The organism is Flavobacterium adhaerens (assembly GCF_040045115.1).
Classification (GTDB): domain Bacteria; phylum Bacteroidota; class Bacteroidia; order Flavobacteriales; family Flavobacteriaceae; genus Flavobacterium; species Flavobacterium adhaerens.
Map to the genome: position 1 here is coordinate 184763 of NZ_JBDLZX010000004.1, position 13274 is coordinate 198036.

At 34.0% G+C, this 13274-nt stretch carries 7 protein-coding genes; 6 read left to right on the plus strand and 1 reads right to left on the minus strand.

What is annotated here, in order from left to right; translation table 11 throughout:
- Nucleotides 1–190 precede the first annotated feature (190 nt).
- The 3 genes from rpoC (at nucleotide 191) to ABEB18_RS07095 (ending at nucleotide 5435) form a co-directional block, all read left to right on the plus strand.
- Entirely contained in the window at nucleotides 191–4498 is a 4308-nt protein-coding gene (rpoC, locus tag ABEB18_RS07085; protein ID WP_348798501.1) for a DNA-directed RNA polymerase subunit beta', read from the plus strand.
- 63 nt (nucleotides 4499–4561) lie between these two features.
- The gene (locus ABEB18_RS07090; protein ID WP_348798503.1) at nucleotides 4562–4873 is read left to right on the plus strand and encodes a DUF3467 domain-containing protein; all 312 of its coding nucleotides are present in this window, start codon (nucleotides 4562–4564) and stop codon (nucleotides 4871–4873) included.
- 187 nt (nucleotides 4874–5060) lie between these two features.
- On the plus strand, nucleotides 5061–5435 hold the full coding sequence (locus tag ABEB18_RS07095; RefSeq protein WP_348798505.1) for a hypothetical protein: 375 nt from the start codon (nucleotides 5061–5063) through the stop codon (nucleotides 5433–5435).
- Between the two features lie 76 nt (nucleotides 5436–5511).
- Here ABEB18_RS07095 and ABEB18_RS07100 read toward each other — a convergent pair whose 3' ends face one another.
- On the minus strand, nucleotides 5512–7101 hold the full coding sequence (locus ABEB18_RS07100) for a peptide chain release factor 3 (protein ID WP_348798506.1): 1590 nt from the start codon (nucleotides 7099–7101) through the stop codon (nucleotides 5512–5514).
- A gap of 364 nt (nucleotides 7102–7465) precedes the next feature.
- On the opposite strand from ABEB18_RS07100, the gene ABEB18_RS07105 reads away from it, so the two are divergent.
- From ABEB18_RS07105 to ABEB18_RS07115, 3 genes are all read left to right on the plus strand, one after another.
- Complete coding sequence (locus ABEB18_RS07105) at nucleotides 7466–8893, plus strand: peptidylprolyl isomerase (protein ID WP_348798508.1); 1428 nt, start codon at nucleotides 7466–7468, stop codon at nucleotides 8891–8893.
- Nucleotides 8894–8970: 77 nt separating this feature from the next.
- A complete protein-coding gene (locus ABEB18_RS07110; protein ID WP_348798510.1) occupies nucleotides 8971–9924 on the plus strand; it encodes an AAA family ATPase in 954 nt (317 codons plus the stop codon).
- Nucleotides 9925–10386: 462 nt separating this feature from the next.
- Nucleotides 10387–13158 (plus strand): bifunctional aconitate hydratase 2/2-methylisocitrate dehydratase, encoded by a 2772-nt coding sequence (locus ABEB18_RS07115; protein WP_348798511.1) that lies wholly within the window; start codon nucleotides 10387–10389, stop codon nucleotides 13156–13158.
- Nucleotides 13159–13274 lie beyond the last annotated feature (116 nt).

Sequence of the window (13274 nt, forward strand, 5' to 3'; positions counted from 1 at the left end):
TTTTTTTAAAGAGTTTTTAGGATTTATACCCGTAAACCGTTCCGATTTTTTATTCACCCAAGGGGTCAATAATTAGCACTTCAAAAAGGATTTGAAGTTTAGAGAAGTAATTCGAGGTGAGGGATACCGAAAAAAAGGTGTCTCTGTACAAAATCAATTTTTAATTGCAAATAAATCAATAGTAAAAACTATGATGAACAATAGAAACAATAAGGAAAAAAATCTTGTAAAAAGATTTGATAAAATATCAATAGGATTAGCGTCTCCAGAATCTATCTTGAAAGAATCAAGAGGAGAGGTGTTGAAACCTGAGACTATTAACTACAGAACTCACAAGCCAGAACGTGATGGTCTTTTTTGTGAAAGGATCTTTGGTCCAGTTAAAGATTTTGAATGTGCTTGTGGTAAATACAAAAGAATACGTTACAAAGGAATCATTTGTGATCGTTGTGGTGTAGAAGTTACTGAAAAGAAAGTGCGTAGAGATAGAGTAGGTCACATCAATCTTGTTGTGCCTATCGCTCATATTTGGTATTTCCGTTCTCTTCCTAACAAAATTGGCTATATTCTTGGACTTCCATCTAAGAAATTAGATATGATTATCTACTACGAAAGATATGTCGTAATTCAACCAGGTATAGCTAAAAATGCTGATGGTGAATCAATCGAAAGATTAGATTTCTTAACTGAAGAAGAATATTTGAATATTTTAGATACTCTTCCAGCTGATAACCAATATTTAGATGATTATGATCCTAATAAATTTGTTGCCAAAATGGGAGCAGAGTGTATTATGGATTTGTTGGCTCGTATTGATCTTGATGAATTGTCATATGATTTAAGACACAAAGCTAACAACGAAACATCGAAACAACGTAAAACTGAAGCGTTAAAGAGATTACAAGTTGTAGAATCTTTCCGTGAGTCTACGTTAAACAGAGAGAATCGTCCTGAGTGGATGATCATGAAAGTGATTCCAGTTATCCCACCAGAATTGCGTCCTCTTGTGCCACTTGATGGTGGACGTTTTGCAACTTCGGATTTGAATGATTTATACCGTCGTGTAATCATTCGTAACAATCGTTTGAAAAGATTGATCGAGATTAAAGCTCCTGAAGTAATCTTAAGAAATGAGAAACGTATGTTGCAAGAGTCAGTAGATTCGCTTTTCGATAATACTCGTAAAGCCTCTGCTGTAAAAACAGAATCTAACAGACCTTTGAAATCATTATCTGATTCGCTTAAAGGTAAACAAGGACGTTTCCGTCAAAACTTACTTGGAAAACGTGTGGATTATTCTGCTCGTTCGGTAATTGTTGTTGGCCCTGAGTTGAAATTGTTTGAATGTGGATTGCCAAAAGATATGGCAGCTGAATTATACAAACCTTTCGTTATCCGTAAATTGATAGAAAGAGGTATTGTAAAAACAGTTAAATCTGCTAAAAAAATAATAGATAAGAAAGAGCCTGTTGTATGGGATATTCTTGAAAATGTAATCAAAGGACATCCAGTACTATTGAACCGTGCTCCTACTTTGCACAGATTAGGTATTCAAGCTTTCCAACCAAAATTGATTGAAGGTAAAGCGATTCAATTGCACCCATTAGTGTGTACGGCGTTTAATGCGGATTTCGATGGTGACCAGATGGCAGTTCACTTGCCATTAGGACCTGAAGCTATTTTGGAAGCTCAATTATTGATGTTGGCTTCTCACAATATCTTGAATCCTGCAAATGGTGCACCTATTACAGTACCTTCTCAAGACATGGTTTTGGGTCTTTATTATATGACCAAAGAACGTTTGTCAACACCTGAGAAAACTATTTTAGGAGAAGGAATTACTTTCTATTCTGCTGAAGAAGTAAATATTGCACTAAATGAAGGAAGATTAGAATTGAATGCTCGTGTAAAAATCAGAGCAAAAGATTTTAATGAAAATGGTGAATTAGTGTATCAAATTATCCAAACTACTGCTGGACGTGTATTGTTTAATGAAGTAGTTCCTGAAGCAGCTGGATATATCAATGATGTATTGACTAAGAAAAACTTAAGAGATATTATCGGTCACGTATTAAGTTCGACTGATGTACCTACTACAGCGGCTTTCTTGGACAATATGAAAGATATGGGTTATAAATTTGCATTTAAAGGAGGATTGTCATTCTCTCTTGGTGATATTAGAATACCAGATCAAAAACCAAAATTAATTGCAGATGCTAGAGAGCAAGTTGAAGGTATTTCTGCTAATTATAACATGGGACTTATTACCAATAACGAACGTTACAACCAAGTTATTGACGTATGGACTTCTGCAAATGCTCAATTAACAGAATTAGCAATGAAAAACATTAGAGAAGACCAACAAGGTTTCAACTCTGTGTATATGATGCTTGACTCTGGAGCGCGTGGATCTAAGGAGCAAATTCGTCAGTTAACTGGTATGCGTGGTTTGATGGCTAAGCCTAAAAAATCTACAGCAGGTGGTGGTGAGATTATTGAAAACCCAATTCTTTCTAACTTTAAAGAAGGTCTTTCTATCCTTGAGTACTTTATTTCTACTCACGGTGCTCGTAAAGGTCTTGCGGATACGGCTCTTAAAACGGCCGACGCTGGATACTTGACAAGAAGATTACATGACGTTTCTCAAGATGTTATTGTTAATGTTGAAGATTGTGGTACTCTTAGAGGTATTGAAGTTTCTGCATTGAAGAAAAACGAAGAAATTGTTGAGACATTAGGAGAGAGAATTTTAGGACGTGTTGCATTGCAAGATGTGATTAATCCTTTAACAAGCGAGATTTTAGTTCACGCTGGTGAACAAATCACAGAAGCATTGGTAAAAGGTATTGAAGCTTCTCCAGTAGAGAAAGTTGAAGTGCGCTCGCCATTGGTTTGCGAAGCTACTAAAGGAATTTGTGCTAAATGTTACGGTAGAAACTTAGCTACTGGTAAAATGACTCAAAGAGGAGAGGCTGTTGGTGTAATTGCTGCACAGTCAATTGGAGAGCCAGGTACACAGTTGACATTACGTACTTTCCACGTTGGAGGGGTTGCAGGAGGTATTTCTGAAGACTCTAGCATTATTACTCGTTTTGCAGGTAAATTAGAAATCGAAGATTTGAAAACTGTAAAAGGTGAAGATGGTGAAGGAAATTCAGTTGATATTGTAGTTTCTCGTTCTACTGAACTTAAATTAATTGATGAAAAAACAGGTATTCTATTAAGTACGCATAACATTCCTTACGGATCTAGTATATTTGTAAATGATGGAGACTCAGTTGCAAAAGGAACAGTAATTTGTAAATGGGATCCATATAACGGGGTTATTGTTTCTGAATTTACTGGTAAAATTGCTTATGAAGATTTAGAACAAGGACAAACGTTCATGGTTGAAATTGATGAGCAAACAGGTTTCCAAGAAAAAGTAATTTCTGAAGCAAGAAACAAAAAATTAATTCCAACTTTATTGGTTTACGGTAAAGAAGGAGAGTTGATTCGTTCTTACAACTTACCAGTTGGAGCACACTTGATGGTTGAAAACGGTGAAAAAATTAAAGCTGGTAAAGTTTTAGTTAAGATTCCTCGTCGTTCTTCTAAATCTGGGGATATTACAGGAGGTTTACCAAGAATTACAGAGTTGTTAGAAGCTCGTAATCCTTCAAATCCAGCTGTAGTTTCTGAGATTGATGGTGTTGTAACGTTTGGAAAGATTAAAAGAGGTAACCGAGAAATTATCATTGAATCTAAATTTGGTGATGTTAGAAAATACTTGGTTAAATTATCAAGCCAAATCTTAGTTCAAGAAAATGACTTCGTAAGAGCTGGTTCACCACTATCTGATGGAGCGATCACTCCAGATGATATCTTAAGAATTCAAGGTCCATCTGCTGTACAACAATACTTAGTGAATGAAATTCAAGAAGTGTATCGTCTTCAAGGGGTAAAAATTAATGACAAGCACTTTGAGGTTGTAATTCGTCAAATGATGCGTAAAGTACAAGTTGAAGATCCAGGAGATACATTATTCTTAGAAGATCAATTGATTCATACCAAAGATTTTATCTATGAAAATGATAAATTGTACGGTATGAAAGTGGTTGAAGATGCTGGAGATTCATCTGTGTTAAAAGCAGGTCAAATTATAACTCCTCGTCAATTACGTGATGAAAATTCATTGCTAAAACGTACAGATAAAAATCTTGTTGTGGCTCGTGATGTAATTACGGCTACTGCAACTCCTGTACTACAAGGTATTACTAGAGCTTCTCTTCAAACTAAGTCATTTATTTCTGCTGCTTCTTTCCAAGAAACAACAAAAGTATTAAACGAAGCTGCAGTTGCAGGTAAAGTTGATTTATTAGAAGGATTAAAAGAAAATGTAATTGTTGGTCATAGAATCCCTGCTGGAACTGGTATGAGAGAATATGATAATGCAATTGTAGGTTCTAGAGAAGACTATAATGATATGATGGCAAATAAAGAAGAGTATATTTATTAATTCTTTCTTCAATATTCTCTCTCTGTAAATACGGAGAGAGAGTGTTGAAAAATTCAACTTTTTATGAGCAATTCTAACCAACAACAAGAACAGATTAATATCGAATTAGATGAAAAAATAGCGGAAGGAATTTATTCTAACTTGGCTATAATTAATCATTCTTCATCTGAATTTGTATTAGATTTTGTATGTATTATGCCTGGAGTTCCAAAGGCAAAAGTGAAATCAAGAATTGTTTTGACTCCGCAACATGCTAAAAGATTGCTTAAAGCACTTGGAGAGAATGTTCATCGTTTCGAATTAGCTCATGGTGAAATAAAAGAAGGTGAGCAAGTCCCGATTCCTTTAAATTTTGGTCCAACAGGGCAAGCATAAGCATAATAAAGAACAAAAAAAAACTCCAAAAAGGAGTTTTTTTTTGTTCTTTATTTTAAATATTATTTTTCCGTTAAGCATGTGTGAATAATGTATTTTGTCGATTATTTTGGTATTTGGTCGATTATTTTTTTTAACGGCGTGCCATACTTATATTTTCGCACCTCTTTTAAATAAAAAAAACAAGATGGTGACAGAATTTTTTTTTGGAATGAAACAAAATAATACTAGATTTTTTTTTCTATTCATTATTTTATTTGTTTTTTTTAATAATACTGTAGTTTTTTCGCAAAGTGTAAGTCTTGAGGAGCCAAGTGAAGATGTGTTAATGATTCATGGTTCTAATAGTGACATTAGGAAGCCCGAGACAGTTTTAGAATCTAAAGTAGATTCTAATGTGAATTTTATATTATGGTTTATGGGGACTAAAGAGAATTTTGAGAAGACCGCTGTTGATGAAGTGATTTTTTCTAAAAAAAGTTTAATGACATCAGGAAGAAGACCTAATCATTTATTAGTTAAAACACTTTTGAAAAGAACATTAAATAGTATGACTTCTTAACAAGGAAATAATAAGGTTGAATTTAATTTATATGGAAAGCGCCAATTCAAAATTGGCGCTTTTTTGTTTTGGTAACTTAATCAAATTCAGAAGTGAAAAATAATTTCACACTTGGGTATTTGTTTTGAGTCATTTGAATTGTAAAGTCAGAGTCGGCTAAGAAAACAAGTTGATTGTATTTATCTTTTGCCAAAAACTTTTGTTTGATACGTTTGAATTCTTTGAATTCTTCATTCTTAGGGTCATCAGGTTTTACCCAACAAGCCTTGTAAACAGGGAAGTTTTCATATGTACATTTTGCACCATATTCATGTTCTAAACGATACTGGATAACCTCGTATTGTAAAGCTCCGACAGTTCCGATAATTTTTCGGTTGTTAATTTCTAAAGTAAATAATTGAGCAACACCTTCATCCATTAATTGATCGACTCCTTTGTCAAGTTGTTTGGCTTTCATCGGATCAGCATTGTTAATGTATCTAAAATGCTCTGGTGAAAAACTTGGAATTCCTTTAAAACTCATGATTTCCCCTTCAGTCAATGTATCACCAATTTTAAAATTACCAGTATCATGTAATCCTACAATGTCTCCAGGATATGAAATATCTACAATTTCTTTTTTTTCAGCAAAAAAAGCATTCGGACTAGAGAATTTAAGGTTTTTCTTTTGACGAACGTGGTAATACGGTTTGTTGCGTTCAAAAGTTCCAGAGACAATTTTGATAAAGGCTAATCGATCTCTATGCTTTGGATCCATATTAGCATGGATTTTAAAAACAAAACCCGACATTTTTTCTTCAGTTGGATCGACTAATCTGGTTTCTGAATCTTTTGGTCTTGGAGCAGGGGCAATATTTATGAAACAATCTAAGAGTTCTCTAACTCCAAAATTATTTAATGCAGATCCAAAAAACACAGGTTGTAATTTTCCGTCTAAGTAGTCTTGTCTGTTGAATTTTGGATAAACTTCATCTATTAATTCAATTTCTTCTCGTAAACGATCAGCTGGCTTTTGACCAATAATTTTTTCTAATTCAGGATTTTGAATATCAGAGAAAGCAATAGTTTCTTCAATATTTTTACGGCTATCACCACTAAATAAATTAATGTTTTGCTCCCAAAGGTTGTAAATTCCTTGAAAATCATATCCCATACCAATAGGGAAACTTAACGGGGTAACAGTTAATCCGAGTTTTTGTTCAACTTCGTCCATTAAGTCAAAAGCGTCATTCCCTTCGCGGTCTAATTTGTTAATGAAAACAATCATCGGAATGTTTCGCATTCTACAAACCGCTACCAGTTTCTCGGTTTGTTCTTCGACTCCTTTGGCAACGTCAATGACTACAATAACACTGTCAACAGCTGTTAATGTTCTAAATGTATCTTCGGCAAAATCCTTGTGTCCAGGTGTATCAAGGATATTTATTTTTTTGTCTTTATAATTAAATGCAAGTACAGAGGTCGAAACGGAAATTCCTCTCTGACGCTCAATTTCCATAAAATCGCTCGTAGCCCCTTTTTTGATTTTATTACTTTTTACAGCTCCAGCTTCTTGGATTGCCCCTCCAAAGAGAAGTAATTTTTCTGTTAATGTTGTCTTTCCTGCATCGGGATGTGAGATAATCCCAAAGGTTCGTCTTCTTTGTATTTCTTCTAAAAAGCTCATATTTTTATTTCAATAGTTTGCAAAAGTACTATTTATATATGCCATTTGAAAAATATATAGTTGTAAAAACACAAGCCAGTATGTAGTATTTGTTTTATTATACTTCTTTTTCGTATTCTTCTTTGTTTTTAACACTTAATAAATTTTTGTTAATACCATAAGGGAAACTTGTTTAATGCATCCGAATTGTTATTTTTGTTCGGCTTATATTCGGAGTATTGTGAGTATTTTTGCTGAATTCTGATGATTCGGTTATGTAATATTTACAAGGGATGTGCTTTTTAATTTTAAAGAGTAGTATTTGAATACGATGCTTTTTTAGATTAATTTTTTTATAAAATATCAATACTATAAAATATTTAAAATGCCTTTAAAAATTATGCAAATAGAATTCATAACGCGTAAAGTTATGTTATCTTTTTTTCTTTTGTTTTCTGTTTTTACTTTTGTAAATGCCCAAGAGATTATTAAAGATTCATTAGTGGTAGCAGAGAATATCCCGACAGCAACAAAAAGACTTAAGGTTGATGGTGTAGTGGCAACAGTTGGGGATTATATTGTTTTGGATTCTGATATTGATAAAGGATTTTTGGAAATTTCAAGTTCAGGAGGTTCTGTAAAAGATATTACTAGATGTCAGGTTTTGGGTTCGTTGTTAGAACAAAAACTGTATGCGCATCAAGCGATTCAGGATAGTATTATTGTAAGTGATGCTGAAGTTAAAGGGATGATGGATGAAAGACTAAGTTATATGCTGGAACAGATTGGTTCTATGGATAAATTGGTAAAATACTATCAGAAAGATTCAGAAGAAGAATTCAGGACTTATTTTTTTGATGTTTTGAAGGAGCAAAAACTGACTTCCGAAATGACTAAATCTATCACAGAGAAAGTTGAGATTACTCCCGAGGAAGTTAGAGAATTCTTTAAAACCATACCAGCAAATGATTTGCCAGTTTTTGGTGCAGAATTAGAAGTGGCACAAATTGTAATTAAACCACAAGTTACAGATGCTGATAAGCAAAAAGTAATTGATAAATTAAATGCTTTTAGGAAAGAGTGTTTGGAAGGATCTAGTTTTGCAACAAAAGCGGTGTTGTATTCTGAGGATCCTGGTTCGAGTAAAAATGGAGGGTATTATAAAATGACCCGAAAGACTCCATTTGTAAAAGAATTTAAAGATGTAGCTTTTAGTCTTGCTGAAGGTGAAATTTCAGAGCCTTTTGAAACGCAATATGGTTATCATATAATCTATGTTGAAAAGATAAAAGGGCAAGAAATTGAGTTAAGGCATATACTAATATCCCCTGCGGTAACTCAAGAATCTTTAAAAGAAGCCAAAGAGAAAATCACCTTAATTAGGAAAAAAATTCTTGATAAAGAAATCACTTTTGCCGAAGCTGCTAGAACAATGTCAGATGAAAAAGAAACAAAAGCGAACGGTGGAACTTTGATCAATACAAAAACGCAAGATACTCGATTTGAGTTGACTAATATGGATCCGTCTATATATACTCAGGTTTCTAATCTGAAGGATAACGAGATTTCGATGCCGTATCTAGAAGATGCACAAGGGAAAAAGTATTATAAAATTATGACAGTTACCAATAGAATCGATTCTCATACTGCTGATTATGCTAAAGATTATGTGAAAATTAAAGATTTGGCTCTCAAAGAAAAACAAATCAAGGCTATCGGGAAATGGTTCGAGACAAAAATAAAGGATACTCATATTAAGATTGTCGATGAATATAGAGATTGTCCTTTTACCAATAACTGGATCAAAAAATAATTTTCATTAAATAAATAAAAGAGTTAGTTTTATGTTTTCATAGTACTAACTCTTTTTCATTAAATAAATATTTTAAAATGTCGGATGTAACAGCGATTCAAAATTTAGTTCAGAAACGTAATGAATTAAAAAAGGAGATATCCAAAATTATTGTAGGTCAAGAAGCTGTTGTAGATCAAATTTTGCTTTGTGTTTTTTCTGGTGGACATGCTCTTTTGGTAGGGGTTCCTGGGCTTGCAAAGACTTTGTTGGTAAATACTTTGGCAAGAGCATTGGGTCTTGATTTTAAAAGAATTCAATTTACACCAGACTTAATGCCTTCCGATATATTAGGGAGTGAAATATTAGATGAGAATAGGCAATTTAAATTTATAAAAGGCCCTATTTTTTCGAATATTATTTTAGCTGATGAGATTAATAGAACACCACCTAAAACTCAAGCTGCTTTATTGGAAGCTATGCAAGAGCGGTCGGTAACTATTGCGGGTGTAAATCATAAATTAAGTTTACCTTATTTTGTATTGGCTACTCAAAACCCAATTGAGCAAGAAGGAACTTACCCGTTGCCAGAAGCTCAATTAGATCGTTTTATGTTTTCGATAAAATTAGAGTACCCTACTTTTGAAGAAGAAGTACAAGTGGTTAAACAAACCACTACAGACACCGACAAAAAAATTGATGCTTTGTTTACAGCGCAAGAAATAATAGATTTTCAGCATTTAATCCGTAGAATTCCTGTGGCAGATAATGTGGTGGAATATGCTGTTGGGTTGGTTAGTAAAACACGTCCAGACAATAAGCTTTCAAATGAGTATGTTAAAAATTATTTAGATTGGGGGGCAGGACCAAGAGCATCACAGAATTTGATTTTAGCGGCTAAGGCAAATGCAGCTTTTAAAGGAAAATTTTCACCAGATATTGATGATGTTCAGGCTGTTGCGATTGGGATTCTTCGACATAGGATAATTAAAAATTATAAAGCGGATGCTGAAGGGATTACGGAAGAAGCGATTATTAAAAAGTTGTTGTAAAAAGTAATCTAAGATTTAAAATTATAGCCTGATTGTGTAAAAACAAGTCAGGCTTTTTTTTAATTTTTAATTTTTCCTGAATAAGAGCGTTTGAAGGTGAAAAAATGCTTTTAAAGCAAAACTATATCGATATAGGTGTTTATTTAGAATGTTTCTTTGTGTAAAAAGAAGAAAAATACCACTTGCTTTCTAACATTAAATTTTTTCTTTGTTAAATTAAAGAAGTTGAATTGTTGAAAAATTATTTTTTTAATAAAAAAATAACAATAATTTAATTTTACGCATTGATATTGGTTTTTTTGCAAATTATTTTTTTGAAAATCCAGCATCCTTTATATTTTTTTTAATTCTCAGCTTTAATTATTAAATTTGCGTGCAAAAAATAAAAATAACTAGTTACTAGGCATTTGGTTTTGAAATGATCAAAGAAATTTGCCTTTAACATTGAAAAGACCTACTATTATGAGTATTTATAACGATTATCTTAAGGAAATCGAGGAGCGTAAAGGTCAAGGGCTTCACCCTAAACCAATTGATGGCGCTGAATTATTAAGCGAAATTATTGCGCAAATTAAAGATGTTAATAATGCAAACCGTGCAGACTCTTTATCATTTTTCATTTACAACACCTTACCTGGAACTACTAGTGCTGCTGGTGAAAAAGCTAAGTTTTTAAAAGAAATAATTTTAGGTGAATCTGTTGTTGCAGAAATTACTCCAGCTTTTGCGTTTGAATTATTGTCTCATATGAAAGGAGGACCTTCAATCGAAGTACTTCTTGATTTGGCTTTAGGAAATGATGCTGCAATAGCAAAAGAAGCAGCAAAAGTCCTTAAGACACAAGTTTTTCTTTATGAAGCAGATACCAATCGTTTGAAAGACGCTTTTGAAAGTGGTAACGGAGTTGCAAAAGAAATCCTTGAAAGTTATGCACAAGCTGAATTCTTTACAAAATTACCAGAAGTTGCAGACGAAGTTAAGGTGGTTACTTTTATAGCAGGTGAAGGAGATATTTCTACAGATTTGCTTTCTCCAGGTAACCAAGCTCACTCAAGATCCGACCGTGAATTGCACGGTAAATGTATGATTACTCCAGAAGCTCAAAAAGAAATTCAAGCACTTCAAGCACAACATCCAGATAAAAGTGTGATGTTGATTGCAGAAAAAGGGACTATGGGAGTTGGTTCATCTCGTATGTCAGGGGTTAATAACGTGGCGCTTTGGACAGGTAAACAAGCAAGTCCATACATTCCATTTGTGAATATAGCTCCAATTGTTGGTGGTACAAACGGAATTTCTCCGATTTTCTTAACCACTGTGGATGTTACTGGAGGAATAGGACTGGATCTTAAAAACTGGGTTAAAAAAGTAGATGCTAATGGAAATCCTGTTCGTAATGAAGCTGGAGAACCAGTTTTAGAAGAAGCTTATTCTGTTGCTACAGGTACCGTTCTTACCATCAATATCAAAGAGAAAAAATTATACAATGGAGATCAAGAATTAATTGATATATCTAAAGCGTTCACACCACAAAAAATGGAATTCATTAAGGCTGGTGGATCTTATGCTATTGTATTTGGGAAAAAATTACAAACATTTGCCGCTAAAACTTTAGGAGTTACTGCTCCGATTGTATATGCCCCTTCAAAGGAGATTTCGCATGAAGGACAAGGACTTACAGCTGTAGAGAAAATTTTTAATAGAAATGCTGTTGGGAATACTCCAGGAAAAGTGTTGCATGCAGGTTCTGATGTTCGTGTAGAAGTTAATATTGTAGGATCTCAAGACACTACAGGATTGATGACTGCTCAGGAATTAGAGTCTATGGCTGCTACAGTGATTTCGCCAATCGTTGATGGAGCTTACCAATCGGGGTGTCATACAGCTTCAGTTTGGGATAAAAAAGCACAAGCAAACATCCCTAAATTGATGAAATTTATGAATGACTTCGGTTTGATTACGGCTCGTGATCCAAAAGGAGTTTACCATTCAATGACAGACGTAATCCATAAAGTATTGAACGATATTACTATTGATGAGTGGGCTATCATTATTGGTGGTGACTCTCATACTCGTATGTCTAAAGGAGTTGCTTTTGGAGCTGACTCAGGAACTGTGGCTCTTGCATTGGCTACAGGGGAAGCTTCTATGCCAATTCCAGAATCTGTAAAAGTGACTTTCAAAGGAGATATGAAAGGGTATATGGATTTCCGTGATGTGGTTCATGCTACTCAATCTCAAATGTTGAAACAATTCAATGGAGAAAATGTTTTCCAAGGTAGAATCATTGAGGTTCATATTGGGACACTTACTGCAGATCAAGCCTTTACATTTACTGACTGGACTGCTGAGATGAAAGCTAAAGCTTCTATCTGTATTTCTGAAGATGATACATTAATCGAGTCATTAGAAATAGCTAAAGGAAGAATTCAAATCATGATCGATAAAGGAATGGATAATGCTAAACAAGTATTGAAAGGACTAATCGAAAAAGCAGATAAGAGAATTGGTGAAATTAGATCAGGTGCAAAACCTGCTTTGACTCCAGATGCAAATGCAAAATATTATGCAGAAGTTGTAGTTGATTTAGATGTTATTGCTGAACCAATGATTGCTGACCCAGACGTAAATAATGCAGATGTTTCTAAACGTTATACGCATGATACTATTAGACCGTTGTCATATTATGGAGGAGACAAGAAAGTAGATCTTGGTTTTATCGGTTCTTGTATGGTGCACAAAGGAGATATGAAAATCCTAGCTCAAATGTTGAAAAATGTTGAGGCACAAAAAGGGAAAGTTGAATTTAATGCTCCTCTTGTAGTTGCGCCACCTACTTACAACATTGTTGATGAGTTGAAAGCAGAAGGAGATTGGGAAGTATTACAAAGATACTCTGGATTTGAGTTTAATGATGATGCACCAAAAGGCGCAGCGCGTACAGAATACGAAAACATGTTGTATTTAGAGCGCCCAGGTTGTAACCTTTGTATGGGGAACCAAGAAAAAGCGGCTAAAGGAGATACAGTAATGGCTACTTCAACTCGTCTTTTCCAAGGAAGAGTTGTTGAGGATTCTACTGAGAAAAAAGGAGAATCATTGCTTTCTTCTACTCCAGTTGTGGTTTTGTCAACTATATTAGGTAGAACTCCTACTATCGAAGAATATGTAGAAGCAGTAGATGGTATCAACTTAACTAAGTTTGCTCCTTCGCATAAATTATTAGTTAAATAATCATAAGATTAGATTTAATCCTATTTTAAAGCCCGAGTCCTAGACTCGGGCTTTTCTTTTATAACTCCTTTATTTTTTGTAACTTGTGGTGTTTATGAACGGAATAATGTAAATTA